The organism is Microbacterium canaveralium, assembly GCF_047238045.1.
Taxonomy (GTDB): domain Bacteria; phylum Actinomycetota; class Actinomycetes; order Actinomycetales; family Microbacteriaceae; genus Microbacterium.
The window spans coordinates 1853382-1879659 of record NZ_JBDFMA010000003.1 but is presented as its reverse complement, the minus strand read 5'-3'; the positions used below and the strand labels follow the sequence as shown (position 1 = coordinate 1879659).

Sequence of the window (26278 nt, the reverse complement as noted above, 5' to 3'; positions counted from 1 at the left end):
AAATGTTCGCGACCCGTATACGGAATACAACTGATTCTGTATACAGAAAGGCGGAGGCGATGTACGTCACCCTCACCTCGCAGCAACGGGAGTTGCTCGATCGATCCATTCTCGCCGGTGAGGCGCGGGATGTCCCTGACCTTGTGCGTCTTGCCCTGCGCGAGACAGCCGGCTTCGTCATCTCCCGCCCCCTGCCCGGACCAGCGCCCGCCGAACGCGCCTGGCGCGACGAACTGGCTTTCACACCGGGGGATGAGCGAGTGCTGCGGCAGGAGCATCGCCTGCTGCCGGGGACGGGAAAGGCCTTCGAGGTCCGCGCCGGACAGGTCCTGCGCGTGTCGCAGGTCGATGGCGACCAATGCGCGGACCTCAACGTGTTCGCCCTGCACGACTACCGCGAAGCGATGCACGTCGGACGCACGCGCACCCTGCACGGCATCCACCCGGGCGAGGGCGCGTTCCTGTGGTCGGCACCGCCCCGTGAGCGGGCCATGATGTTCCTCCTCTCCGACCCGGCGGGGCTGAACGACACCTTGTTCCCGCGGTGCAGTGCGGCGATGTACGAGTCCCTGTTCGGCTTCGAGGACCACACGAACTGCGCCGACATGCAGGCCGAAGCGCAGCGCGAATACGGACTGACCCCCGACGACGTGCACGACTCGTTCAACCTGTTCATGGCGACACGCGTGAACGAGGACGGCTCCATCGAGGTGGTCCACCAGCACACGCCGTCTGGGGCGTTCGTGGAGATCCTCGCCCTGATGGACGTTCTCGCGGTTCCGAACGTCTGCGGGAACGACATCTTCCGCACGAGCAACTACTCGCTACGACCCCTGGACGTGACCGTCTCCGACGCCGCCGCGGATGACCTGGCTCGCGTCCCACCCCTGTGGGTGCACCGTTCGCAGCGCACGCCGGCCGACTTCGCCCAGCCCCGGATCCGCACGGAGCGGCGCCTCGAGCGCGACCTTGCATACGAACCGCGGTTCCCGCGGACGCCGGTCACCGTCGAAGACATCGAGATCGATCTCTCCGACTCCGACGCAGCGCTCCTGAGGACCCACGCTCGCCGCGATTTGTACGGCGACGACGATGAGGCGGCGCTGCGCGACATCCTCCTCAGCTGGTGGGTGCAGAGCCATGCATGAGGTCGACGATCTCGACATGCTCACCCCGTACGAGCGGTACAAGCTCATGGCGTCGCTCATCGTCCCGCGACCCATCGCCTGGGTCACGACCCTCGGGCCGACCGGCGTCCCCAACGCCGCACCGTTCTCGATGTTCGCGATGGTCGGCGAGGACCCGCCGCTGCTCATGGTCAGCATCGACCGACTGCCCGGAGGTGAACGCAAGGACACGGCGGTGAATATCGACGCGACGGGGGAGTTCATCGTCCATCTGGTCGACCGCCCGCTGACGGAGGCGATGGATGCCACGAGCGTGCGGCACCCGCCCGGCGTCGACGAGCTCGCCCACCGGGGCATCGTGACCGTGCCCGCGGCATCCGTCTCTCCACCGGTGATCGCCGAAGCCCCGGTCGCCCTCGAGTGCGTGCTGTGGTCGCGCATGGAGATCCCGAGCCGAGAGATCTACTTCGGACGCGTTCAACGCCTGCGCACTCGTCCCGGTCTCGTCGACCGATCACGGATGCGGGTGCGACTGACGGACTACGCCCCCGTCGCCCGCTTCGGCGCGAGCTTCTACACCACCACGACCGACCGCTTCACCCTGACCGGTGACCCTGTCACCGACATCGATTCGCTCTGAGCCCCACCCGATCCAAGGAGAACTCTCATGACCCGGCTCCCTCGTCCCTTGTCCGCCCTTTCCGCCGGCGCCGTCATCGCCGTCGCCCTCACAGGCTGCGCCGCCTCCGGTGGTGCGTCGACTGCGACATCCGCCTCCGACATGCCGATCGGAGGCGTCGATCTCTCCTCGGTATGTCCGGCGACCGTCGTGATCCAGACCGATTGGAACCCGCAGGCGGAGCAGGGTGGGCTGTTCACCCTCCTCGGCTCGGATGCGCGCATCGACGCGGGGAAGAAGAGCGTCTCCGGCCCCTTGATGTCTCAGGGGGAGTGGACCGGTGTCGACGTCGAGATCCGCGCCGGCGGCCCCGCGATCGGCTTCTCGGGGGTACCTGCCCAGATGTACACCGATCCCGACATCCTTCTCGGTTGGGTGAACACCGACGATGCGATCGCGGCATCCGACGCCCTGCCGACGACCGCTGTCATGTCGACGTTCGAGAAGGCGCCGTGGGCCATCATGTGGGACCCGGAGACCTACCCCGACGTGCACTCCATCGCCGACCTCGGTCGGACGTCGGCGACCGTGCGCTACTTCGACGGCACGACGTACATGGACTACCTCACCGGTTCCGGCCTGCTGCGCACCGATCAACTCGACGGGTCGTATGACGGCACGCCGGCGGCCTTCGTGGCCGCGAACGGCACGGCGGCCCAGCAGGGCTTCGCGACCGTGGAGCCGTGGGTGTACGAGAACGCCATGCCCGAGTGGGGTCGCCCCCTGGACTACCAGCTCGTCGCGGACACCGGCTACCCGATCTACGCGGTCGCCCTCGCGGCGAGGAGCGCCGACATCGAGGGGCAGGCGGACTGCCTCGCGAAGCTCGTTCCCGTGGTCCAGCAGGCGAGCGTCGACTACTTCGCGGACCCGACGCGGGCCAACACGATGATCGCGGAGGCGGTGGAGGAGTACGACAACGGGTGGGTCTACCCCCTCGAGGAGGCGGAGAACTCGACCGTGCAGCAGCGTGAGCTTGATCTCGCGGCCAACGGTGCCGACGGCACGTTCGGCTCGTTCGACGCCGAGCGCGTGGCGAAGGTGCAGGCGATCGTGACGCCGATCCTGACGGCGAAGGGCGTGACCATCCGCGACGGGCTGTCGGCGGAGCAGCTGGCCACGAGCCGATTCCTGGATCCCTCGATCGCGCTTCCCTGACCCGCCTCGATTTCCCGCAGACCGCAGTGCGAGCTCGTCTCGTGCCGCGGTCTGCGCGCTCTCGCGGTGTGGGAAGGCCTGTGCGTCGTCGGCGCTCGCGCCCCATTGACCGTTGCTTCGTGTTGTTTCATGTTGTAGTGTGTGGGAATCTTCGAAGGGGATCCCGTGTACGCAATGGAGCGCCAGCAGCTCATCGAACGCGAATTGCGCGAAATCGGACGCGTCAGCGTCGTCGACCTCGCCCGTCGTTTCGACGTCACCACCGAGACCGTTCGACGAGACCTGGATCGCCTCGAACGCACCGGTTCTCTTCGCCGCGTCCACGGCGGTGCCGTCGGCATTGATCGCGCGAGCACCACCGAGGTCTCGCTGTCCGAGCGTCGCCTGCGTCGGGGTGACGCCAAGCGGGCGATCGGCGCGGAGGCGGCGCGTCTTCTCGCACCCGGATTCCGAGGGTCGATCTTCATCGACGCGGGAACGACTCCCGCGGCTGTCGCTGCCGAGCTGCCCGGCGTCCTGGGGGAGAGCTCGCACGAGGTCGAGATCGTCACGCACTCGCTGGAGGCCGCACACCTGCTCGCGGGAGACGAACGCATCGCGCTGACGACGATCGGCGGCAGAGTCCGAGGTGTGACCGCAGCTGCGGTGGGCGCGCACACCGTGCGCTCGATCGGGGAGCTGCGCCCCGACATCGCCTTCGTGGGTACCAACGGCCTCAGCGCGGGATTCGGTCTCAGCACTCCCGACCCCGAAGAGGCGGCGGTGAAGAGCGCGATCATCCGGGCCGCGCGCCGAGTCGTCGTCGTCGCCGACACCGCGAAGTTCGGTGAGGAGCTGCTGGTGCGCTTCGCCCGCCTCGACGAGATCGACGTGCTCGTCACCGACGCCACCCCGCCCGATGCCCTGGCGCAGGCTCTCGCCGACGCCGACGCCGAGGTGCGTGTCGCATGATCGTCACCCTCACCGCCAACCCGTCGGCCGACCGTGCCGTGCAGCTGGCCGGTCCGCTGCTCCCCGGCGAAGTGCAGCGTGCCGAGTCCTCACGCGAGGATGCCGGGGGCAAGGGCGTCAACGTCGCCCGAGTCGTGTCGGCGGCCGGTGCCGCGGCCCGCGCGGTGGTGCCGGTGAACGACCACGATCCCTACCGGCTGCTCCTCGACGACGCGGGGGTCGCCCTCGCGATCGTGCCCGTCGCGGGGCGCGTGCGCGCCAACCTCACGATCACCGACCCGCGCGGAGAGACGACGAAGCTGAACCTGCCCGGCGCCGAGCTCTCCGCCGCCGAGGCCGCAGCCCTCACCGAAGGTGTGGTCGCGGCGGCCGAGAATGCGACATGGCTCGTCCTCGCGGGCTCGCTGCCGCCCGGTGTGCCCCCGACCTTCTACGCCGACATCATCGCCGCCGTTCGGCGTCGCTGGGGCGCGCGTGCTCCCCGCATCGCGGTCGACGCCTCGGGCGCCGCTCTGGGCGCCGTCGTCGAGTCGGCACGCCCCGACCTCATCAAGCCCAACCACGAGGAGCTCGCGGAGCTCGTCGGCGAGGATGCCTCGGACGACGGCGACGTGGTCGTGGAGGCGGCGCGGCGCGCGGCCGCGCTTGTTCCCGGGCGCGTGGCATCCGCCCTCGTGACCCTCGGGGCGGACGGAGCGCTGCTGTTCACCGCCGACGGCGCGTGGCGCGGTCGCGCCCCCAAGATCCGCGTCGCGAGCACGGTCGGGGCGGGCGACAGTTCGCTCGCCGGCTACCTGCTCGCCGACCTCGAGGGGGCTCCGGCTCCCGACCGACTCGCCCGCAGCATCGCGTACGGCGCAGCTGCGGCGACCCTGCCGGGGACGCAGGCCCCGACGCCGGCCGATCTGCCCGCGGGGCCGATCGCCGTGACCGTTTTCTCCACCCTCACCGCAGAATCCTGACCACGAAAGGTCACCAGACAATGTCCGACATCATCACACCGGAGCTCGTCAGCCTCGACGCGCCCCTGGGAGCCGACAAGCAGTCGGTCATCCGTGCTCTGGCCGAGCGCGTCGTCGCGCAGGGCCGCGCAACGAGCGCGCAGGAACTCTTCGACGACGCATGGGCGCGGGAACAGAAGGACGAGACCGGCCTCCCCGGCGGGATCGGCATCCCGCACGCCCGCAGCGCCTCCGTCACCGAGCCGACGCTGGCGTTCGCTCGGCTGACCCCCGGTGTCGACTTCGGCGCGCCCGACGGACCCGCCGACATCGTCTTCCTCATCGCTGCTCCCGAGGGTGCGGACGAGGCGCACCTCGCGGTGCTGTCACAGCTCGCCCGCAGCCTTATGAAGCCCGACTTCACCGGCGGTCTCCGGGACGCGGCGAGCCCGGCCGACGCCGTGCGCATCATCACGGATGCCATCACCCCGGCATCCGTCCCCGCCGAAGCCCCCGCTGCCGCCGCGCCCGCGACGACCCGCGCCGAGGCTCGCACCGCCACCGCCACGAAGACCACGAAGATCGTCGCCGTGACCGCCTGCGCGACGGGAATCGCCCACACGTTCATGGCGGCAGACGCACTGACCACCGCCGGTCTGGAGACCGACGGAGTCGAGCTCGTCGTCGAGCCCCAGGGGTCCAGCGGCTACAAGGCCCTTCCGCAGAGCGTCATCGACGACGCCGACGCCGTGATCTTCGCCGTCGATGTCGACGTCCGCGAGCCGCAGCGTTTCGCCGGCAAGCCAGTCATCCGCGCCGGCGTCAAGCGAGGCATCGAGCAGCCGAAGCAGCTCATCGCCGAAGCCGTCGCCGCGGTCGACAACCCCGATGCGCCGCGCGTCGCGGGATCGGCGGCCGGTGCTGCCGCCAGCGCCCCTGCGGGTCAGCAGTCGGTGGGCCGCCGTATCCAACGGTGGCTGCTGACCGGTGTCAGCTACATGATCCCGTTCGTCGCGGGTGGCGGCCTCCTGATCGCGCTGGGCTTCCTGCTCGGGGGCTATCAGGTCACGCAGAACGCGGCCAACGTCATCATCCAGAACTCGCTGTGGGACCTCCCGACCGACGGCATCACCTCGCCGCTCGGGCCGGTGGGCCAGTACCTCGGCTCGGTCGCCTTCATGATCGGCGCGACCTCGATGGGCTTCATCGTCGCCGTGCTCGCCGGCTTCATCGCGTACGCGATCGCCGACCGTCCCGGCATCGCCCCCGGCTTCGTCGCCGGCGCTGTGGCGGTGCTCATGAACGCCGGCTTCATCGGCGGAATCATCGGCGGTCTGCTCGCCGGATTCATCGCCTGGTGGCTCGGCCGGTTCGACGCGCCGCGTTGGCTCCGCGGCCTCATGCCGGTGGTGATCGTGCCGTTCCTCGGGTCGATCTTCGCCTCGGGCCTGATGATCCTGTTCCTCGGGCGCCCCATCGCGTGGCTCATGGAGCGGCTGACCGAGGGCCTCACCTCCCTCGCCGCGAGCGGCGCCGGTGCCATCCTCCTGGGTGTCATCCTCGGCCTCATGATGTGCTTCGACCTCGGTGGACCCGTCAACAAGGTCGCCTACGTCTTCGCCACCACGGGCCTCGCAGCCGCGACGCAGACGAACACCACGCCGTACCTGATCATGGCGGCGGTCATGGCCGCCGGCATGGTCCCCCCGCTCGCGATGGCGTTGGCATCCACCGTCCTCGCCCGCCCGCGGTTCACCCCCGTCGAGCGCGAGAACGGCGCCGCCGCCTGGCTCCTGGGTGCATCGTTCATCTCGGAGGGGGCGATCCCGTTCGCCGCGGCCGACCCGCTGCGCGTCATCCCGGCCTCGATGGTGGGTGGTGCCATCACGGGTGGCCTCAGCATGTGGCTGAGCGTGCAGTCGTTCGCTCCGCACGGTGGCATCTTCGTCTTCTTCGCCATCAACCCCTTCTGGGGTTTTGCCCTCGCGATTGCGGCAGGTACCGTCGTGACGGCGCTGATCGTCGTCGCCCTCAAGGGCATCGGTCGCAGCACCAAGGACGCCGCCGTCACCGAGGCCGCTCCTGCTGCCTCCGTCGCCGCCTAAGACCCCGTCGGTTCGAAAGGAATCACCATGGCAGAACGTCAGGCCACCATCGCCAGCAGCTCGGGTCTCCACGCCCGCCCCGCGAAGCTCTTCGTGCAGGCCGTGCAGGAGAAGAAGGTGCCCGTCACCATCTCGGCCGCCGGCGGACCAGACCTCAACGCGGGCAGCATCCTCTCTCTCATGGGGCTCGGTGCCGGCCACGGCACCGTCGTGACGCTGAAGGCCGAGGGCGAGGGTGCCGAGCAGGCGCTCGACGAGCTCGTCGCGCTCCTCGAGACCGACCTCGACGCGCAGTAAGAACTCGCGTCACAGAACGCCGGATGCCACGGGCCCCAGGGCTCGTGGCATCCGGCGTTTCGGTGTGCAGTTGTGTGCAGGTGCCGAACTCCGGAGAAAATGCGGGTGCCGGTCTGCCACGAGTGGCCCGACAGGGCGATGCCGCAAAAACTCCGGAGTTCGGCCCGGTGAGTCGCTCAGATCTCGGTCGAATCCCCGGGTCCGAGGTCGACGAACGTGCCGCCGTTCTGCTCGACGGCCCAGGTGAGGCGGGCGTCGCCCATCTGCTTCCCCGCCACGGAGAGGGTCATGTCGTGGGTGGCGAAGGCACGCGCCGGCTTGACGGCGAGCACGTAGTCGATGGCCTCCGCGATCTTCAGCCACGGTGCGCCCACCGGGGCGGCGAGCAGCTGGACGTGCGCCCCCTTCGGCACCGTGTACGAGTCACCTGGGTAGTAGAACGCGTCGTTCACCAAGACACCGACGTTGTCGACGATCGGCAACGACGAGTGGATCTCCGCGTGCTTCCCGCCGAAGAACTCGAGGTGGAACGGGCCGAGGTCGAGTGTGTCGCCGGGGTGGACGGGGATGACGTCGAACCCCGCCGCCGCCTTCTGCACGCCTTCGGGGCCGTAGATCGGCACGCCCGGGTGGGCCTTCTGCAGCCGTGTGAGGTGCTCGGGGGTCCAGTGGTCGGGATGTTCGTGCGTGATGACGACTCCGACGAGCCCGGTGAGGTCTTCGAGCGGCGACGTGAAGACGCCGGGGTCGATGACGAGGGTGTGGCCGGCCTCGGTGAGAACGAGAGCGGCGTGTTCGTGTTTGGTGACCTGCATGCGTTCGAGTCAACTCTCCGGCGCGGGAGCCTGCAACCGCTGGACGGTGAGCCATCGGGATGCCACAGGGTGAACGTCGCGCATCGGATCCGTCCGCGCCCTTCCCCCGGAACCGCTCGCGCGGTACCGTGGGCCGGACACGCCCGGGATGCGAGTCGTCCGCGGGGCGATTTGTCGTGCGCGGCATGCGTAGTGCATACTTGAACGGTTGCGAAAACGGCCCCATCGTATAGCGGCCTAGTACGCCGCCCTCTCACGGCGGTAACGCGGGTTCGAATCCCGCTGGGGTCACCAACGAAAAATGCCTCGACCGAATGGTCGGGGCATTTTTTTCCTGCCGGAGCTGGACGACGAGCCCATGCCCCACCGCCCGGAGGCCCCGGCTCGCGCGGAGCCGGGGCCGGGCTCGCCCTACGCTTCGTGCGACCCCCGACGCTTCCGCACGATGCGCCGGACGCCCCACACGATCAGCACGGCCACCGCGGCCACCGCGATCCAGGGGAGCAGGAACCCGAGGCCGATCACGACGCCGTTGAGCGTGGCGACGAGGCCGTTCCAGCCGGCGACCAGGCCGTCGCCGAAGCCCGCGGGATCGGCGGTCACGGTGGTCGTGCGTTCGTTCAGCTGGACGCTGAGCGACGACATCGCCACCTGCGACTCGATCGATTTCAGCACCGCCCGGTCGGAGTCGAGCTGCGCCTGGCGCTCGGACAGCGCCGACTCGGCGGCGATGAGGTCGGACACCGACGCGGCCTGCGCCATCAGTTCGGTCAGACGTGCAACGGATGCCTCTCCGGCGGCGACGCGCGCCCGAAGGTCCACCGTCTGCTCGGTCACGTCGGAGCGGTTGACGCTGTTCGCCGTCACGTCGCCGACGGCGGACAGCCCGTCCATCACGGACGACAGCGCCTCGGCCGGGATGCGGACCGTGATCCAGCCCGACGACGCCGCGGGCTGCGAGACGTTCCCCTCCAGTGGGATGATCGGCATCCCGCCGCTGCCCACCTGGGACGACTCCACGTACCCGCCCGCGGCGGCCGCGGCGTCCGTGATCTGCGCGATGGCGGCGCGAACATCGTCGACCTCGACGGTGCTGGAACCGGTGGCGGCGATGTCGCGGCCGGCATCCGCCGTCGAACCCGCGGATGCTGCGGCGTCGCTCACGGCGCCTCCCGCGGTGTCACCGGGAGCGAGCGGCGCGCTCTCGCCTCGTGCCCCCTCGTTGGTCGAGCCGTCGACGATCCCCAGGCCGGGATCCACGGCGCCGCCGGCTTCGCTCACACCCGAGATGGATGAGCCCGAGGTGCCGGTCGAGGTGGTGAGCGCGGGTCCGACGACCGCGGCGACGATGACGACGGCAGCCGCGGCCCCGACGCCCGTCCAGACGTTGCGACGCCGTCGTCGACGTGCGGCGCGCTCGTCGGCGATCCGGGCGAACACGACGGACTCCATGGCATCCACACGGTCGGAGCGGAGCGGGGGAAGAGTGGGCGTGGTCATGGGGTCTCCGTCTCCATCGCGGTGGCGCGCACCCGGGAACGGATGCGGGAGAGGCGGTTGCGCACGGTGCCGTGCGAGACGCCGAGCGACTCCGCGGCGGCCTGGTAGCCGTAGCCCTCGGCGGCGCACAGTCGGAAGATCTCGCGGTCGAGATCGCCGAGGCGTTCGACGGCCGCGAGAATCGCCGTGACCGTCTCGGCTTCGACGACCTGCTTCTCGACGTCGACGAGGGCGGGGATCCGTTCGTCGAGCTCGGCGTTCTCGCCGTGCCGCCGGCGCGACCGGAGGCGGTTCTGCGCCTGAAGACGGCACACTGTCGCGAGCCACGGCAACAGGGATGCGCCCTCCAACCGCAGCTGGGGGATCTTCCGCCAGGCGACGACGAACGTCTCCTGGACGACGTCTTCCGCGTCGCTCTCGTCGTGGACGAGTCCGAACGCGATCCAATACACCGGCCGCACGTAGGCGCGGTACAGCGACCGGAAGGCGTCCTCCGACCCGCCCGCGGCGCGCGCGACGAGCGCCCTGTCGTCGATGACGTCGTCGGTCATGGCATCCGTTCCCTCGATCCGGCACCCGTGCGAGCACTCTCTCACTCAGAGGTGTCCGCTCGCGCGCGATCGTCTCAGGAAGACTCGGTCGGGATGCCGCGCGGCACAGCGGCTCGATAGACTTCAGCGTTTCCCCGAACGAAAGGCCCGTCATGGAGTTGCAGCTGGACCCGGTGTTCCAGACGGTCACACTCGTGGTGCTCGTCCTGATCCTCGCCGCGGACCTGCTCATCATCCTGGCGCGTCCGCACATCCCTTCGCCGAGGGAATCGACGCTGTGGGTCGTGTTCTACGTGGTGCTGGCGCTGGCGTTCTCGGGTGTGCTGGCGATCGTGGCCGGGGGAGAGGTCGCCGGGCAGTTCGTGGCGGGCTGGCTCACCGAGTACAGCCTGTCGATCGACAACCTGTTCGTGTTCGTGCTGATCATGGGCCAGTTCGCGGTGCCGCGGCGGTATCAGCAGGAAGTCCTGATGGTGGGCATCATCATCGCGCTCGTCCTGCGCGGCGCGTTCATCCTCGTCGGCGCGACGATCATCGAGAACTTCAGCCCGATCTTCTACCTGTTCGGCGCGTTCCTGATCTATACCGCGATCCGCCAGGCGTTCCCCGGCGACGATCACGAGGACGACACGCAGCGCGAGAACCTGATCGTCCGCATGCTGCGTCGCGTTCTGCCCATCAGCGACGCCTACGACGGGAAGAAGATCTTCACGCGCATCGACGGCAAGCGCGTGTTCACGCCGATGATCATCGTCTTCGCCGCGATCGGCGTGACCGACCTGCTCTTTGCGATCGACTCGATCCCGGCGATCTTCGGCATCACCCAGAGCCCGTTCATCGTGTTCACCGCCAACCTCTTCGCGCTCATGGGACTGCGGCAGCTGTACTTCCTCCTGGGCGACCTGCTCGAGCGTCTGCGGTTCCTGCATTACGGCATCGCGTTCATCCTCGCGTTCATCGGCGTGAAGCTCATCCTCCACGCGCTGCACGTGAACGAGCTCCCCTTCCTCAACGGCGGCGAGTCGGTCGAGTGGGCGCCGGAGATCTCGACGTGGGTTTCGCTCGTGGTGATCGTGCTGTCGATGGCGGTCGCGACGATCGCGAGCCTGATCGCGTCGCGGCGCGAGCCCGCCGCAGCAGAACCGCACGACGCCGCTGCGCGGGTCGCCGACGAGAAGGGCACTCCTCCCACGGTGGAGCAGCCCGACCGCGACTGAGACCGGTCAGAACGCGCGCAGGTTGGCGCCCAGCCCACCCCGCACGTACTCCTCGCGCAGGATGCCGCGGCGCCGGAGGATCGGGACGAGATCGTCGAGCAACCGGTGCACGGTGACCGGGTGCAGGTCGCCCCACAGCAGGACGCCGTCGTTGCCCCAGTCGCCGAGCTCTTCGATCCGGTCGGCGAACTCGTCCGCTGTGCCCACGAAGCCCGAGCCGTCGTTTAGACGCCCGAGGCGCGCGTGCGCGGCCAGGAGCGCGCGCAACGGCGCCTCGGGTTCGTGTTTCCCGACGAGTCGGCGGATGCTGCCCTCCGAGACGTGCTCGCCGAAGATGCGGCGGTCCAATGGGGCGTCGAGGTCGAGACCGGTGAGGTCGGTCTCGAGATCGCTCGACTGCTTGCGGGCGATGGCGAGCAGGGCGGCGTCGTCCGGATGCGCGGATGCCGCGACGAGGCGGTCGGCCTCCTCCGCCGAGGAGACGAGCACGGGCTGGATCGCGAAGAGGATCTTGATGTCGCTCGGGGCGCGGCCGGCCGCTTCGGCTGCGGCGTGGATGCGTGCCCGATACGCGCGGATGCTCTGCTCGTCGAGAGGGGCGAGGGCGAGCTGCACGTCGGAATTTCGCCCCGCGAACGCGAGTCCGCGGCCGGAGCCGCCGGGGGAGACGATCGCGGGCTCGCCGTCCGTGAACGGAACGGCGTTGAGAGGACCGTCGAAACCGAAGTATTCGCCGCGATGCCGGGTGGGGGCCAGTCGGGTGCCGTCGGCGTACACGCCGGATGCCTCGTCCTCGACGAGGGCACCGTCGCCCCAGCTGCGCCAGAGGTCGCGCAGCCCGTCGACCCACTCTTCCGCCCGGTCGTAGGCCGCATCGTGTCCGAGTTGGGGTGCCGTCGAGAAATGCCGGGCACTGCCCGTATCGGTCACGACGTTCAGACCCAGCCGGTGCCCGCTGAGATGCTGCAGCGTCGCGAACTGGCGCGCCGCGGTGTACGGCAGGGAGGCCGCCGGATTCACCGTGGGAACCACGCCGAGGTGCTGCGTGGCGGCGAAGAGGTACGGCGCCAGGAGCAACGGGTCGTGCTTGGGGCCGCCGAAGGCGTGACGCACCCGCAGGTCGATGGTCTCGGCGCTTCCGAGCGAGGGGGCGTCCTCGATGATGAGCAGGTCGAAGCCCGCCTGCTCGAGCGTGCGGGCGGAGTCCTGGTAGAGCCCCGGCTCGGTCCACCGGTGGTTCCACCGCAGGTACGGGTGCCCCCAGCCGTGCGGGCCGAACCCGCGCGCGAGGAACCAGCCGAAGTGCTGCAGCCGGCTCACAGGACGACGACCTCGTGCTGATCGACGGCATCCGTCAGTTCCTCGTCGAGGGCGAGGGATGCCGTGCCTTCGATCGCCTGGGCGAGGTCGGCGATGATGTCGTCGATGTCCTCGATGCCGATCGAGAGACGGATCGTGCCGGGGAAGACCCCGGCGCGCTCGCGTTCGGCGACGGTGCGCGCCGAGTGGCTCGTGCTCTGCGGGTGCAGCACGAGCGTTCGTACGTCGCCGAGGTGCGTCATGTGCGTGATGAGGCGGACCGACTGGACGACGTGCCGCGCGGCTTCGAGCCCCCCGCGCAGCGTGACGGTGAACACCGAGCCGCTGCCGCGGGTGAGGTAACGCCGCCCGAGCGCGTGGTGCGGGTGGGAGGGGAGACCGACGTAGTCGACTCGCTCGACCTCGGGCTGGGCCTCGAGCCACTGGGCGACCGCGAGGGCGTTCGCGGACTGGCGCTCGACGCGCAGGCTGAGCGTCTCGACGCCGTGACCGATGAGGAAGGCGTTCAGCGGCGACGGCGACGGGCCGAAACGCGGAGCGACGCTCTCGCGCAGGTACTGCCCTCGCGCACGGCGTCCGTACTTCTCGGCGTAGCTCGCTCCGCCGAGCCGGTCGGTGCCGACGAGGTGAGGGAACAGATGACCGGATGCCGCGGCGTCGAAGCGCCCGTCATCGACGATCACCCCGCCCAGGACGGCGCCCTGGCCAGCGAGGAACTTGCTCGCCGAATGCACGACGATGGCGGCGCCGTGTTCGATCGGACGGAGGAGGTAGGGCGTCGTGAACGTGCTGTCGACGACGAGCGGGATCCCGTGCTCCGCACCGATGGCCGCGACGGCGGCGACGTCGAGCACGTCATTGCGGGCGTTGGAGAGGGTCTCGGAGAACAGAGCCTTCGTTCGCGGCGTGATCGCTGCGCGCCAGGCATCGAGGTCGGAGGTGTCGACGAACGTCGGTTGGATGCCGAGGCGCGAGAAGTTGTCGAGCAGCAGCCCGCGCGTGCCCTCGTAGATGTGCTCGGACACGACGATGTGGTCACCGGCATCCAGGAGTCCCAGGAGTGCCACGGTGACGGCGGCCTGGCCGCTCGAGACGAGGATCGCCTGGTCGCCGCCCTCGAGGGAGGCGATGCGCTCCTCGACGGCCTGCACGGTGGGGTTGCCGGTCCGGGTGTAGCCGAAGCCGCTGCCGGTGGCGAAGTGCGCGGCGGATTCGTCGAGGTCGGAGAACGTGAAGCCCGCGGTCAGGTAGATCGGCGTGGCTCGAGGCGAAGCCGGCGCGACAGATGCCCCCACGTGCACCTGACGGGTCGAGAACCCGGTGTCATCCTGCGTGCCCATTCGGCACTCTCCTTCCTGCGGCGTGGCGACAGGCTCGCACGCGGAGGCGCTCCGCGCCCAAACGTGCGGCGCCGTGTTACGCGGAGAGCGCGCGTTTGCCCGGTGGTATCGTGACGAGGTGCGGATCTTCGGCCTCCTCCTTAGCGGCCGCGACGAGACCTTGTTCTAGGCCTTTCTCGTCGCGGAGTTCGTCGCGGGGCCTCACATCCCATTCGAGGAGAAACGCAAGTCTCATGAGCACGACATCGATCGACGGCATCCACATTCCGGATCGTCCGCGCACCCTGGCCGAGAAGGTCTGGGACGACCATCTGGTGGTCAAGGGCGAGAACGGCCAGCCCGACCTCATCTACATCGACCTCCACCTCGTTCACGAGGTCACCAGCCCCCAGGCGTTCGACGGTCTGCGTGCCGAGGGTCGCCCGGTGCGCCGCCTCGACCTGACGATCGCGACGGAGGACCACAACACCCCGACGCTCGACATCGACAAGCCGATCGCCGATCTCACCAGCCGCACCCAGATCGAAACGTTGCGCCGCAACGCCGAGGAGTTCGGCGTGCGCATCCACTCATTGGGCGACAAGGAGCAGGGGATCGTCCACGTCGTGGGACCGCAACTGGGTCTCACCATGCCGGGCATCACCGTCGTCTGCGGCGACAGCCACACCTCGACGCACGGCGCGTTCGGCGCGATGGCGTTCGGGATCGGCACGAGCGAGGTCGAGCACGTGCTGGCGACGCAGACGCTGCCGCTCAAGCCGTTCAAGACCATGGCCATTACCGTCGAGGGCGACCTCAAGCCGGGCGTCACGGCGAAGGACATCATCCTCGCGATCATCGCCAAGATCGGTGCGAACGGCGGCCAGGGTTACGTGCTGGAGTTCCGCGGCAGCGCGATCCGCTCTCTGTCGATGGAGGGGCGCATGACGATGTGCAACATGTCCATCGAGGCCGGCGCCCGCGCGGGCATGATCGCCCCCGACGAGACGACCTTCGCGTACGTCAAGGACAAGCCCCACGCTCCCCAGGGACAGGACTGGGACGACGCCGTCGCCTACTGGCGCACGCTCCCCAGCGACGAGGGCGCCGTCTACGACGCCGAGGTCTTCCTCGATGCGAACGAGCTCGAGCCGTTCGTCACATGGGGGACCAACCCCGGTCAGGGCGTGTCGCTCTCCGACGTGGTGCCGACGCCCGCCGAGATCAGCGACCCGAACGAGCGCGCGGCCGCCGAGCGGGCTCTGGAGTACATGGATCTGCAGGCCGGCACGCCGATGAAGGACATCCCCGTGGATGCCGTCTTCATGGGCTCGTGCACCAACAGCCGGATCGAAGACCTCCGTGCCTTCGCGTCGGTCATCCGCGGCCGTTCGAAGGCCGAGAACGTGCGCGTCATGGTCGTCCCCGGGTCGGCGCGCGTTCGTCTGGAGGCCGAGGCCGAGGGGCTCGACAAGGTCTTCACCGAGTTCGGCGCCGAGTGGCGTTTCGCGGGCTGCTCGATGTGCCTCGGGATGAACCCCGACCAGCTCGCCCCCGGCGAGCGCTGCGCCTCGACGTCGAACCGCAACTTCGAGGGGCGCCAGGGCAAGGGCGGCCGTACGCACCTGGTGTCGCCGCTCGTCGCCGCCGCGACGGCGGTTCGAGGCACGCTCTCGAGCCCCGCCGACCTGGAGCCGCTGCCCGCGGAGACCGTCACGACCGGGGCGGAGGCCTGACATGGAGAAGTTCTCGGTCCACACCGGTGTGGTGGCCCCGCTGAAGCGCTCGGCCGTCGACACCGACCAGATCATCCCCGCCGTGTACCTCAAGCGCGTCACCAAGACGGGCTTCGAAGATGCGCTGTTCGCCAACTGGCGGCAGGACCCCGAGTTCGTCCTGAATCAGGACGCCTTCCGCTCGGCATCCATCCTCGTCGCGGGCCCGGATTTCGGTACCGGCTCGAGCCGCGAGCACGCTGTCTGGGCTCTGCGCGACTACGGCTTCCGCGTGGTTCTGAGCCCGAAGTTCGCGGACATCTTCCGCGGCAACTCGGGCAATCAGGGCCTGGTCACGGGGGTCATCAGCGAAGAGGACGTCGAGCGCATCTGGCGGGCCGTGGAGGCGCAGCCCGGCGTCGAGATGACCGTCGATCTGGAGGCGCGAACCGCCACACTCGGCGACCTCCGAGTCTCGTTCGACATCGACGATTACACTAGGTGGCGGCTTCTCGAAGGGCTCGACGACATCGGGCTCAGCCTGCGCAACGAAGACAAGATCGCGCAGTTCGAGGCGCGCCGCGAGGCATGGCGGCCGCGGACCCTCCCGGTCCGCTAAGCCCGGTCGGCCCGATCGGGCCGTCCCGCCGCCCCTCGTCCACGAAGTGAGGTCTACCCCCCTATGAGCACACTCGTCACCGACTCCGGAGACCCCGTCACCGCGCAGCCGGGCTGGGATCAGGCCGAAACCCTCGCCATCCGCGGGGGGCGTCCCCTGCGGGGCACGGTCGAGGTCAAGGGGGCCAAGAACCTCGTGACCAAGGCGATGGTGGCGGCGCTCCTCGGCGACACCACGAGCACCCTCCGCGACGTGCCGAGCATCAGCGACGTCAAGGTCGTGCGTTCGCTCCTCGAGGTGCACGGCGTGACCGTCACCGAAGGCGACGAGGAGGGCACGCTCCACCTCGACCCCTCGGGCGCGGTGGCCGCGCACTTCGAGGAGATCGACGCGCACGCCGGCGCGTCGCGCATCCCGATCCTGTTCTGCGGTCCGCTGCTGCATCTGCTCGGCGAAGCGCTCATCCCCGACCTCGGTGGATGCCGCATCGGCGATCGACCGATCAACTTCCACATGGACGCGCTGCGCGCCTTCGGTGCAGTGGTCGACAAGAGCTACGAGGGCATCCGCATCACGGCGCCGAACGGTCTGCACGGCGCGGACATCACGCTGCCGTACCCCAGCGTCGGCGCGACGGAGCAGGTACTGCTGACCGCTGTCCGCGCCAAGGGCGTGACGGAACTCCGCAACGCCGCGATCGAGCCCGAGATCATGGACCTCATCGCGGTGCTGCAGAAGATGGGCGCGATCATCTCGTACGAGCCCAACCGCGTGATCTTCATCGAGGGCGTCGACCGCCTGGTCGGGTACGACCACCGCGCGATCTTCGACCGCAACGAGGCAGCTTCGTGGGCGTGCGCCGCCCTCGCCACCGACGGTGAGATCTTCGCCAAGGGCGCCCGCCAGCAGGACATGCTGACGTTCCTCAACGTCTTCCGCAAGGCCGGCGGCTGGTTTGACGTCCGCGAGGACGGCATCCTCTTCCGCCGCGGGGGCGACCTCAAGCCCGTCATGGTCGAGACCGACGTGCACCCCGGCTTCATGACCGACTGGCAGCAGCCGCTGATCGTGGCGCTGACGCAGGCCCACGGCACCTCGACCGTGCACGAGACGGTCTACGAGAACCGCCTCGGCTTCACCCAGGCGCTGAACAAGATGGGCGCCGACATCGTCGTGCACCCCCAGGGCATCGCGAGCCCTGACCGCCGCGTTCCGCGCCGCGATCTCGAGCAGGCCGCCGTCATCAACGGCCCGACGCCGTTGCACGGTGCCGACGTCGAGGTGCCCGACCTCCGGGGCGGATACAGCTACGTGATCGCCGCGCTGGCGGCCGAGGGCGAGTCGACGGTGCGCAACATCGGCATCATCCGCCGCGGATACGAGAAGTTCCTCGAGAAGCTCACCGCTCTCGACGCCGACTTCGACGTCGTGGGCTGAGCCGTGACGGCGTCCCCGGAGAAGAGCCGACCGAGCGCCTTCTGGCCCCTCGCCGCCGTCGTCGTCCCCCTCGTGGGGCTGTTCGCCCGTATCGAGCTGCGCGGAGTCGAGAACCTGCCGCACGAGGGCGCCTACGTCCTCGCGCCCAACCACAACTCCGAGTTCGACCCGCTCATCGTCGCCGTGGCGGTCTGGCGCGGCGGCCGCGCGCCGCGCTTCCTGGCGAAGGAGAGTCTGTTCAAGGTTCCCGTGCTGGGTTCGGCGCTCCGCGCGACGGGCATGGTGCCGGTGCCCCGGACGTCCGCGAGCGCGAACCAGTCCATCAAGGCCGCGCAGGACATCGCCCGCGACGGCCGCGGCATCATCGTGTACCCCGAGGGCACGCTGACCCGCGATCCCGAGCTGTGGCCGATGCGCGGCAAGTCGGGCGCGGTTCGTCTCGCGCTCGGTGGCGATCTGCCGCTCATCCCGATGGCACAGTGGGGCGTGCAGCAGATCCTTCCCCGCTACGGCAAGCTCCGGTTCCCGCGCCGCTCGCACGTGATTGTGGAATTCGGCCCGGCGATGGACGTCGCCGAGTACCGCGCGACCGCCACCCAGCCGGCGACTCTCACGCGAGCGACCGACGCCCTCATGGCCCGGATCGCCGAGATGCTGTCCGGCCTGCGGGGTCTCCCCGCGCCGGCCGAGCGCTGGAACCCGTCGCAGCACGGACAGAACGAGACGGGCCGCCTTGAGTCGTAAGAGCGAGGCGCCCGCGCCGAAGGTCGCCGTCGTCGGGGCCGGCAGCTGGGGCACGACGTTCGGCAAGATCCTCGCCGACGGCGGCGCCTCCGTGGTCATGTGGGCTCGGCGTCCCGAACTCGCGGCCGAGATCACCGAGTCCAAGCGCAACAGCCGGTACCTCTCGGGTATCAACCTGCCGCGCACGATGACCGCGACGACGAGTCTCGCCGAGGCACTCGACGGTGCCGAGCAGATCTACCTCTCGATCCCGAGCCAAGCCCTGCGCGACAACCTCGCGGCGGTCAAGCCTCTCGTCGACCACACCGATGCGCCGATCGTGTCGCTCATGAAGGGCGTCGAAAAGGCCTCGGGGCTTCGCATGAGCCAGGTCATCGAGCAGGTGCTGTCGTGCGACCCCGCGCGGATCGCCGTGGCATCCGGTCCCAATCTCGCTCTCGAAATCGCCCGAGAGCAACCGACCGCGGCCGTCATCAGCTCGCTCAGCCCCGAGACCGCCGAGGCGGTCGCCCGTCGCGCCCGCAACCGCTACTTCCGGTCGTTCGTGAACACCGATGTCATCGGCACCGAGTTCGGAGGCGTGCTCAAGAATCTCATCGCGGTGGCGATCGGCATCGTCGACGGGGTCGGCTACGGCGAGAACACGAAAGCGTCGATCATCACGCGCGGTCTGGTCGAGATGACCGACTTCGCCGTCGCGCAGGGGGCCCAGCCCGAGACGCTGCAGGGTCTGGCCGGTCTCGGCGACCTCATCGCCACGTGTCAGTCGCCCCTCAGCCGCAACAACACGGCGGGGCGCCTGCTCGGGCAGGGGTACAGCTACCAGGACGTGGTGAAGCAGATGCAGCAGACCGCGGAGGGCTTGGCATCCGTCGCCCCCGTCCTGCAGCTGGCGCGCGAGGTCGGCGTCGACATGCCGATCGTGCGGCAGGTGAAGATGGTGCTCGACGGCACAATGAATCCGCGCGACATCGCGCCCCATCTCACGACCGACGACGACCAGCCGCAGGGCGAGAGGACGCAGAATGACCAAACCGGCGGTGGTGGTGCTCTTCGGCGGGCGCTCCAGCGAGCATTCGATCAGTTCCGCCACGGCGGGCGGGGTGCTGCGGGCGATCGACCGTGAGCGGTTCCGGGTGATTCCGGTCGGGATCACCCGCGACGGCGCTTTCGTGCTCGAAGAGGACGATCCCGACAAGTTCGCGCTGCGTCCCGAGGCGCTGCCCGAGGTGGTCGACAACGGCACGCGGGTGCGACTGCCCGACTCGGTCCTCTCGCGCGAGTGGACGGTCACGGATGCCGACGGTGAGCGGTCTCTGGGTGACATCGATGTCGTGCTTCCGATCCTGCACGGGCGGTTCGGGGAGGACGGCACGATCCAGGGACTCCTCGAGCTGCTGGGTATCCCATACGCCGGTGGCGGCGTCCTGATGTCGGCGATCGGTATGAACAAGAACGTCACGAAGCGCGTGCTGCGTTCGGCCGGTGTGCCCGTCGTGCCGTGGGTGGCCGTGACGCGCGCCGACCTGGCGCGGGATCGAGCCCTGTGGGAGCGACGCATCCGATCCCTCGACCTGCCCGTGTTCGTCAAGCCCAACGAGGCGGGATCGAGCGTCGGTGTGACGAAGGTCTCCCGCTGGGAAGACCTGGATGCCGCCCTCGACACGGCTTTCGCCGAGGATCGTCTGGTGCTGGTCGAACAGGCCATCGTCGGACGTGAGCTGGAGTGCGGCGTCCTCCCCGGCCGCGACGGCGGTCCGGTGCGGGTGAGCGTCGCCGGTGAGATCGTCGTCACCGGTCGCGAGTTCTACGATTTCGAGGCCAAGTACCTGAACGTCCCCGGGGTGGACCTCGTGTGCCCCGCCGAGTTGCAGGACGGCGAGCTCGCCGAGATGCAGCGCATCGCGGCGCAGGCGTTCGAGGCGCTCGGCGGCGAGGGCCTAGCGCGCGTCGACTTCTTCTACACGGGCACCGAGTTCTACGTGAACGAGGTGAACACGATGCCGGGGTTCACCCCGATCTCGATGTTCCCGACGTGCTGGATCGCCTCCGGGCTGTCGTATCCCGACCTGATCAGCGACGTCCTCGACGCGGCGCTCGCGCGCGACTGAGATGTCGCGCGGGCGCGGGCGTCGTCAGGGCGTCGGGGTCGGCGCGGGGGTCGCGTCCGACGGCGACGAGCAGACGGCACCGGTCGCGGGCAGGTACTCGCGGATCAGCGGCGCCAAGGCCTGGGCCACGTCGGCGCTGCTGGCCGCGGCGTAGTCGAGGTAGACCTGCACGGCGGGCTGGCGCCCGAACGTCGTCAGCGTGTAGCGATTCTGGTCGGCCTGCGATTCGTCGACGAGCCAATCGACGCCGTCGAACGGCCGGCAGGGGAGCGTCGAGGGCCCGGGCGCTTCCAGCCCGCAGGTGAGCAGGATGGCGGCCGGATCGCCCCACGCGCCGGTCGCCTGAGCGTCGGTCCATCGCCGTTCCTGGCCCGAGATGGTCTTGGGCAGGCGCGAGACGACCTGGGCGCACGCGGGGTCGTTCGCGCCCTTGGCGGCCTCCATCGACACCGTCGTGCTGCACGCCGCGAGACCCGGCAGCAGAGCGAGGACGGCGATCAGCGCGAGGGAACGACGGGAGCGGGGCACCCCTCCAGGCTAATAGCGTGGGAGGGTGACAGACGCCGAGACCACCGTGGGGGAGCTGTCCGAGGGGCAGGTGCTCCGCGGCATCCTGGAACGACTCCCCGTTTCCTCCGCCCCGGTAGGGCCGGGCGATGATGCGGCGGTGCTCGCGGTTCCCGACGGACGCGTGGTCGCCACCACGGACACGCTGGTGCATGGCCCGGATTTCCGCCTCGCGTGGTCATCGGCGGTCGATCTCGGGTACAAGTCCGCCGCGGTCAACCTCTCCGATGTCGCCGCCATGGGCGCCCGGCCCATCGCGCTCCTCGTGGCGCTGGCGATGCCGGATGACACTCCGCTGTCGTTCGTCCACGGTCTCGCCGACGGTCTCGCGCGGGCTTGTGCCGAGCTGGCACCGGGGTGTGCGGTGGAGGGCGGCGACCTCACCGTCTCGGACACGCTGACGATCGCGGTGACGGCCCTGGGAAGCCTCGACGGCCGCGATCCGGTCCTGCGCTCGGGTGCCCGGCCGGGGGACGCGGTGCACGTCATCGGCGACCTCGGCGTCGCGGCACGCGGTCTGGACGTTCTCTTCTCCCGCTTCGTCGACACGGCGGGAGCGCCGATCCCGGTGACGCCGGAGGCACGGGCGGCGCTGAGTCGCGAGGACGCGGAAGCCCTCGATCGTCAGTTGCGCCCGCGGCCCCCTATCGGCGCCGCGCTGGCCGCTGCTGACGCGGGCGCCACCGCGATGATGGACGTCTCGGACGGACTGGCCCTGGATGCCGAGCGCCTCGCCGACGCGTCCGGCGTGACGATCGCCTTCGACTCCGACGCTCTCGGCGACGACCCCGTGTCGACGCTGGCCGGGGGAGAGGATCACGGCTTTCTCGTGACCTTCCCCGGGGGGACGGTCGGTCTCGGTCGCCGTGTCGGCACGGTCGCCGAGCGCGGCGAGGTCGCGATCACGGTGGATGGTCGACCGTGGACGGGACGGACGGGCTGGGACCCCTACCGGGACTGGGACGCGGGTCGCGGCTGACCGCGGCGCTCAGGCGAGCGGGCGGCCCCACCACAGCGTCGTGTCGCCGTACGTGCGGTCCCGATCGGCCTCCAGCCCGGCGGCCGCCCAATCCGGCGCGGCGGAGCGCTTCGCCCGCTCGACGATGATCGTGGCATCCGGGCTGAGCCGGGGAGCGAGCCCGGCGAGGATCCGCGCGACCTCGTCATCCGAGACGTCGTAGGGCGGATCGAGGAACACGAGGTCCCACTCGGCCACGGAGGCCTCGACGTACGTCGCCGCGTTCGCGCGGTGCACCCGGGCGGTGCCCGTGACGCCGGCGGCGCGCACCCGCTCCGCGTTCTTGCGGATGAGGGTCGCCGCCGGAGCGGAGAGCTCGACGAGGTCGGCGGACACGGCGCCGCGGCTGAGGCTCTCGAGCCCGAGCGCGCCCGAGCCTGCGTAGAGGTCGAGGACGCGCGCCCCGTCGACGAGGTCGGCGGAGTCGAGGGCGCCGAAGAGCGATTCGCGCACACGGTCGCTCGTGGGACGCGTGCCCTTCGGGGGGACGTCGAGGACCGTGCCGCCGGCGCGGCCGGAGATGATGCGTGTCACCGTCTCACCCTACAAACCGCGTGTCCGGGGCCGTGCCTAGACTCGGAGCATGCCCGGTCTCACGCTGTCGTCCCGACTCGACGGAGCCGTCGGCGGGAAGACCGCCACCGCCTTCGAGCGCGCGTTCGGCATGAAGACCGTCGGCGAGTTGCTCGAGCACTACCCGCGCCGGTATGCCAAGCGCGGTGAGCTCACCCCGATCTCGACGCTGCCGATCGGCGAGCCGGTCACCATCGTGGCCGAGGTCGTGAGTGCGACGGAGCGGCGGATGCAGAACCGTCGCGGATCACTGCTCGAGGTCATCATCAGCGATGGCGACGGGCGGATGTCCCTGACGTTCTTCAACCAGTCGTGGCGGCTCAAAGACCTCACGCCGGGTCGGCGCGGCATCTTCTCGGGCAAGGTGGGGGAGTACCGGGGGCAGACGCAGTTGACGCACCCCGACTACTCGCTGTTCGACGATCTCGAAGAGGCCCGCGCCGAGGCCGAGGTGAACTCCAAGCGGCCCATCCCGATCTATCCGGCCACGAGCACCGTGCCCAGCCCGCTCGTGCAGAAGACGATCGCCCTCGTCCTCGACGGTCTCGGTGCCATCGACGACCCGCTCCCCGAGAGTCTCCGGGAGCGTCACGGGCTCGTCAGCGCACGGACGGCGCTCGAGCACATCCACCGCCCGTACCACGATGACGAGATCCCTCCCGCGGTGGCGACCCTGCGCATGCAGGAGGCGTTCGTGCTGCAGACGGCGCTGTTGCAGCAGCGGCAGTTCGTTCGCGCGCTGTCGGCGACGAAGCGGCCCGCGGCCCCGGGCGGACTCCTCGAGCGTTTCGACGCGGGCCTGCCGTTCGCGCTGACTCCCGACCAGGAGAGCGTGGGTGCCCGCATCGCCGAGGATCTCGTCGGCGACTGGCCCATGAACCGTCTGGTGCAGGGCGAGGTGGGTTCGGGGAAGACGCTGGTGGCGCTGCGCGCGATGCTCCAGGTCGCCGAGTCCGGCGGGCAGTCCGCCCTGATCGCGCCGACCGAGGTGCTCGCCGCCCAGCACGTGCGGTCGATCGCCAAGATGCTCGGCCCGCAGCTCGCGCCCGAGCTCATGCCGACCCTGCTCACCGGGCAGCTCCCAGCTGCCGAGCGTCGTCGCGCGGCGCTCCGCGTGGCATCCGGTCAGGCGCGGATCGTCGTCGGCACGCATGCGCTGCTCAGCTCGACCACCACGTTCGCCGATCTCGGATTCGTCGTCGTCGACGAGCAGCACCGCTTCGGTGTCGACCAGCGCGAGGCGCTCCGCGCCAAGGGCGAGTCGCCGCACACCCTGGTCCTCACCGCGACGCCGATCCCTCGCACCGTCGCGATGACGGTGTTCGGCGACCTCGATGTCTCGACCATCCGCACGATGCCCGCGGGGCGGGCCGGCATCCAGACGTTCGTCGCGCCGCTCGCCGAGAAGCCGGGGTGGTTCGCGCGGGTGTGGGACCGCGTCGCCGAGGAGGTGGCGAAGACGCACCAGGTGTTCGTCGTGTGCGCCGCGATCGACGCCGAGAAGCTGACCTCCGACGAGGTCGGTGACGAACCGGCCGACGGAGCCGACACGCGCACCCGGTGGGGCGTCGTGCAGGTGCGGGCTCTGCTCGACACGCTGCCGGCGTTCGCCGACATCCGCGTCGAGATCCTGCACGGCAAGATGCACGCCGATGAGAAGGATGCCGTGATGCAGGCGTTCGCGCGCGGCGACATCGACGTGCTCGTGGCGACGACGGTGATCGAGGTGGGCGTCGACGTCCCGAACGCTTCGACCATGGTGATCCTCGAGGCCGACCGGTTCGGCGTCTCGCAGCTCCACCAGCTGCGCGGTCGCGTGGGCCGCGGCGGACTTCCGGGCCTGTGCCTGCTCGTGACCGAGGCCGCACCGGGGACGTCGTCACGCTCTCGCGTCGAGGCCGTGGCTCGCACGCTCGACGGGTTCGAGCTCGCCGAGGTCGATCTCGAGCTCCGCGGTGAGGGGGACGTGCTCGGGGGAGCACAGTCGGGCGTGCGGTCGTCGCTGCGTCTTCTGCGGGTGGTCACGGACGCCGATCTCATCGTCGAAGCCCGCGCCGCCGCCGAGACGGTGCTCGCCGACGACCCCGCGCTCGTGCGCCATCCCGGACTCGCCGCCGCTCTCGAGCGACGCGTCGGTGTCGAGGAGCGCGCAGCCCTGGCCAAGTCGTGATCGGTAGGCTGGCGGAATGAGTCCGCGGATCGCCGTCGTACCCGGTTCCTTCGACCCGCCGACGCGGGGTCACCTCGACGTGATCCGCCGCGCGGCGGGTCTGTTCGACCAGCTCCACGTGCTCGTCGTCCACAACCCGGGCAAGGAGGCGATGCTCCCGATCGCCCAGCGCCAGGCGCTGCTCGAGCAGTCGATCCAGGAAGAGGGCATCGAGGGCGACGTCATCGTCGCCGCGTGGAGCATGGGTCTTCTCGTCGACTACGCCACCGATGTGGGCGCGCAGGTGCTGGTCAAAGGCATCCGGTCGCAGGTCGACGTCGCGTACGAGACCCCGATGGCGATCGTGAACCGCGACCTCGCCCACGTCGAGACGGTGTTCCTGCTTCCCGACCCGTCGCACGCGCTCGTCTCGAGCTCGCTCGTTCGTCAGGTCGCCGCTCTCGGCGGCGACGTCTCGCCCTACGTTCCCGCGCCCGTCGCGCGGTTCCTCGACACCGGCGCGCGCGGCCTCTGACGTCTCGCGCCGCACGGCCCCTGCCCAGGGGCACCCGGGTAGCATGGACGACCGTGAGAACCCACCGCCCCGGACCCTTCCAGCTCCCCGTCCGCGACATCGAGCGCCACCCGGGCGAGATGCGCGAGCACGAGCTCGACATCCCCGCCCCGGAGAAATGGGGCGAGGGTCTCGTGTCCATCGCCGCCGCGGAGATCCTCGAGATCGACGTCCGCCTGGAGTCGGTTCACGAGGGCATCCTCGTCTCGGGAACGGTCGACACCACCGCCACGGGCGTGTGCGGACGGTGCCTCACCGACATCACCGAGCCTGTCGAAGTCGAGTTCCAGGAACTTTTCGCGTATCCTGGGGATGAAGCGAACGACTTCGAAGTTCAAGACGACCACGTGGATCTTGAAAATCTGGTCCGGGATGCCATCGTCCTCTCGCTTCCGTTCCAGCCGGTGTGTCAGCCGGATTGCCTCGGGCTCGACCCGGTCACGGGTGAGAAGCTGACGGAGAGCGCCGGCGACACGGAGCAGACGCCCGCCGATCCCCGGTGGGCCGCGCTCCAGCAGTACACCCCAGACGACGGCGATGCGCTCCGCGCCGCCCCCAAGACAGAGAAGAGCTAGCCATGGCAGGTAACCCCCCGAAGCGGAAGGTCTCCCGCTCCAACACCCGCTCGCGTCGCGCGCAGTGGAAGGCCGAAGCCCCCGCGCTGGTCAAGACCATCGAGAACGGCAAGGTCGTCTACAGCCGCCCCCACCAGGCGAAGGTCGTCACCGACTCGCAGGGCACCGAGCTCTTCCTCGAGTACAAGGGCCGCAAGGTCGCCGACGTCTGATCAA

The 26278-nt window shown here is 69.7% G+C and carries 26 protein-coding genes and 1 tRNA gene; 20 read left to right on the top strand and 7 right to left on the bottom strand.

Translation table 11 applies throughout. The features are described from left to right. Window positions 1-59 precede the first annotated feature (59 nt). From ABC271_RS10000 to ABC271_RS09970, 7 genes are all read left to right on the top strand, one after another. Window positions 60-1148 (top strand): DUF1989 domain-containing protein, encoded by a 1089-nt coding sequence (locus tag ABC271_RS10000; protein WP_412924725.1) that lies wholly within the window; start codon window positions 60-62, stop codon window positions 1146-1148. Next, a complete protein-coding gene (locus ABC271_RS09995; RefSeq protein WP_412924724.1) occupies window positions 1141-1767 on the top strand; it encodes a flavin reductase family protein in 627 nt (208 codons plus the stop codon). The genes ABC271_RS10000 and ABC271_RS09995 overlap by 8 nt, the downstream gene beginning before the upstream one ends. Before the next feature lie 27 nt (window positions 1768-1794). Continuing rightward, a complete protein-coding gene (locus tag ABC271_RS09990) occupies window positions 1795-2964 on the top strand; it encodes a substrate-binding domain-containing protein (RefSeq protein WP_412924723.1) in 1170 nt (389 codons plus the stop codon). 165 nt (window positions 2965-3129) lie between these two features. Continuing rightward, on the top strand, window positions 3130-3915 hold the full coding sequence (locus tag ABC271_RS09985; RefSeq protein WP_412924722.1) for a DeoR/GlpR family DNA-binding transcription regulator: 786 nt from the start codon (window positions 3130-3132) through the stop codon (window positions 3913-3915). Next, window positions 3912-4877, top strand: a complete 966-nt coding sequence (locus ABC271_RS09980) for a 1-phosphofructokinase family hexose kinase (RefSeq protein ID WP_412924721.1) — start codon at window positions 3912-3914, stop codon at window positions 4875-4877. The genes ABC271_RS09985 and ABC271_RS09980 overlap by 4 nt, the downstream gene beginning before the upstream one ends. Before the next feature lie 20 nt (window positions 4878-4897). After that, on the top strand, window positions 4898-6961 hold the full coding sequence (locus ABC271_RS09975) for a PTS fructose transporter subunit IIABC (protein ID WP_412924720.1): 2064 nt from the start codon (window positions 4898-4900) through the stop codon (window positions 6959-6961). Between the two features lie 27 nt (window positions 6962-6988). Further along, on the top strand, window positions 6989-7258 hold the full coding sequence (locus tag ABC271_RS09970; RefSeq protein ID WP_063257512.1) for an HPr family phosphocarrier protein: 270 nt from the start codon (window positions 6989-6991) through the stop codon (window positions 7256-7258). 176 nt (window positions 7259-7434) lie between these two features. On the opposite strand, the gene ABC271_RS09965 is transcribed toward ABC271_RS09970, so the two are convergent. Further along, window positions 7435-8073 (bottom strand): MBL fold metallo-hydrolase, encoded by a 639-nt coding sequence (locus tag ABC271_RS09965; protein ID WP_412924719.1) that lies wholly within the window; start codon window positions 8071-8073, stop codon window positions 7435-7437. 218 nt (window positions 8074-8291) lie between these two features. Between ABC271_RS09965 and ABC271_RS09960 the strand changes: the two genes are divergently transcribed. Next, window positions 8292-8367: transfer RNA gene (locus ABC271_RS09960), tRNA-Glu, on the top strand. Between the two features lie 117 nt (window positions 8368-8484). Here the strand turns inward: ABC271_RS09960 and ABC271_RS09955 are convergent. After that, entirely contained in the window at window positions 8485-9573 is a 1089-nt protein-coding gene (locus tag ABC271_RS09955) for a DUF4349 domain-containing protein (RefSeq protein WP_412924718.1), read from the bottom strand. Beyond that, window positions 9570-10124, bottom strand: a complete 555-nt coding sequence (locus ABC271_RS09950; protein WP_412924717.1) for an RNA polymerase sigma factor — start codon at window positions 10122-10124, stop codon at window positions 9570-9572. The genes ABC271_RS09955 and ABC271_RS09950 overlap by 4 nt, the downstream gene beginning before the upstream one ends. Window positions 10125-10276: 152 nt before the next feature. On the opposite strand from ABC271_RS09950, the gene ABC271_RS09945 reads away from it, so the two are divergent. After that, the gene (locus ABC271_RS09945) at window positions 10277-11341 is read left to right on the top strand and encodes a TerC family protein (RefSeq protein ID WP_412924716.1); all 1065 of its coding nucleotides are present in this window, start codon (window positions 10277-10279) and stop codon (window positions 11339-11341) included. Between the two features lie 6 nt (window positions 11342-11347). On the opposite strand, the gene ABC271_RS09940 is transcribed toward ABC271_RS09945, so the two are convergent. Both ABC271_RS09940 and ABC271_RS09935 read right to left on the bottom strand, forming a co-directional pair. Then, entirely contained in the window at window positions 11348-12661 is a 1314-nt protein-coding gene (locus tag ABC271_RS09940; protein WP_412924715.1) for an LLM class flavin-dependent oxidoreductase, read from the bottom strand. Then, window positions 12658-14001: an O-acetylhomoserine aminocarboxypropyltransferase/cysteine synthase family protein gene (locus tag ABC271_RS09935; protein WP_412924714.1), complete on the bottom strand. Its 1344-nt coding sequence runs from the start codon at window positions 13999-14001 to the stop codon at window positions 12658-12660. The genes ABC271_RS09940 and ABC271_RS09935 overlap by 4 nt, the downstream gene beginning before the upstream one ends. 233 nt (window positions 14002-14234) lie before the next feature. Between ABC271_RS09935 and leuC the strand changes: the two genes are divergently transcribed. From leuC to ABC271_RS09905, 6 genes are all read left to right on the top strand, one after another. Then, entirely contained in the window at window positions 14235-15716 is a 1482-nt protein-coding gene (gene leuC / locus ABC271_RS09930) for a 3-isopropylmalate dehydratase large subunit (protein WP_412924713.1), read from the top strand. 1 nt (window position 15717) lies between these two features. Further along, on the top strand, window positions 15718-16314 hold the full coding sequence (gene leuD / locus ABC271_RS09925) for a 3-isopropylmalate dehydratase small subunit (RefSeq protein ID WP_412924712.1): 597 nt from the start codon (window positions 15718-15720) through the stop codon (window positions 16312-16314). A gap of 63 nt (window positions 16315-16377) precedes the next feature. After that, the gene (gene murA, locus ABC271_RS09920; RefSeq protein ID WP_412924711.1) at window positions 16378-17751 is read left to right on the top strand and encodes a UDP-N-acetylglucosamine 1-carboxyvinyltransferase; all 1374 of its coding nucleotides are present in this window, start codon (window positions 16378-16380) and stop codon (window positions 17749-17751) included. 3 nt (window positions 17752-17754) lie between these two features. Next, window positions 17755-18495 (top strand): lysophospholipid acyltransferase family protein, encoded by a 741-nt coding sequence (locus ABC271_RS09915; RefSeq protein WP_412924710.1) that lies wholly within the window; start codon window positions 17755-17757, stop codon window positions 18493-18495. After that, on the top strand, window positions 18485-19621 hold the full coding sequence (locus tag ABC271_RS09910) for an NAD(P)H-dependent glycerol-3-phosphate dehydrogenase (RefSeq protein ID WP_412924709.1): 1137 nt from the start codon (window positions 18485-18487) through the stop codon (window positions 19619-19621). The genes ABC271_RS09915 and ABC271_RS09910 overlap by 11 nt, the downstream gene beginning before the upstream one ends. Then, a complete protein-coding gene (locus ABC271_RS09905; protein WP_412924708.1) occupies window positions 19521-20606 on the top strand; it encodes a D-alanine--D-alanine ligase family protein in 1086 nt (361 codons plus the stop codon). Before ABC271_RS09910 ends, ABC271_RS09905 begins: the two co-directional genes overlap by 101 nt. A gap of 24 nt (window positions 20607-20630) precedes the next feature. Here the strand turns inward: ABC271_RS09905 and ABC271_RS09900 are convergent, their stop codons facing one another. Beyond that, window positions 20631-21134: a DUF3515 family protein gene (locus tag ABC271_RS09900; protein WP_412924707.1), complete on the bottom strand. Its 504-nt coding sequence runs from the start codon at window positions 21132-21134 to the stop codon at window positions 20631-20633. Window positions 21135-21159: 25 nt separating this feature from the next. Between ABC271_RS09900 and thiL the strand changes: the two genes are divergently transcribed. Next, the gene (thiL, locus tag ABC271_RS09895) at window positions 21160-22152 is read left to right on the top strand and encodes a thiamine-phosphate kinase (protein ID WP_412924706.1); all 993 of its coding nucleotides are present in this window, start codon (window positions 21160-21162) and stop codon (window positions 22150-22152) included. A 9-nt stretch (window positions 22153-22161) separates the two neighbouring features. Here thiL and rsmD read toward each other — a convergent pair whose 3' ends face one another. Then, entirely contained in the window at window positions 22162-22725 is a 564-nt protein-coding gene (gene rsmD / locus ABC271_RS09890; protein WP_412924705.1) for a 16S rRNA (guanine(966)-N(2))-methyltransferase RsmD, read from the bottom strand. A 49-nt stretch (window positions 22726-22774) separates the two neighbouring features. Between rsmD and ABC271_RS09885 the strand changes: the two genes are divergently transcribed. The 4 genes from ABC271_RS09885 to rpmF all read left to right on the top strand — a co-directional run bounded on the left by ABC271_RS09885 (window position 22775) and on the right by rpmF (window position 26274). Further along, window positions 22775-24934 (top strand): ATP-dependent DNA helicase RecG, encoded by a 2160-nt coding sequence (locus ABC271_RS09885; protein ID WP_412924704.1) that lies wholly within the window; start codon window positions 22775-22777, stop codon window positions 24932-24934. A gap of 16 nt (window positions 24935-24950) precedes the next feature. After that, window positions 24951-25448 carry a pantetheine-phosphate adenylyltransferase gene (gene coaD, locus ABC271_RS09880; RefSeq protein WP_412924703.1) on the top strand — a complete coding sequence of 166 codons (498 nt, stop codon included), beginning with the start codon at window positions 24951-24953 and terminating at the stop codon, window positions 25446-25448. A 119-nt stretch (window positions 25449-25567) separates the two neighbouring features. Beyond that, window positions 25568-26062: a YceD family protein gene (locus ABC271_RS09875; RefSeq protein ID WP_412926130.1), complete on the top strand. Its 495-nt coding sequence runs from the start codon at window positions 25568-25570 to the stop codon at window positions 26060-26062. 2 nt (window positions 26063-26064) lie between these two features. Continuing rightward, the gene (rpmF, locus tag ABC271_RS09870) at window positions 26065-26274 is read left to right on the top strand and encodes a 50S ribosomal protein L32 (RefSeq protein WP_013586329.1); all 210 of its coding nucleotides are present in this window, start codon (window positions 26065-26067) and stop codon (window positions 26272-26274) included. Window positions 26275-26278 lie beyond the last annotated feature (4 nt).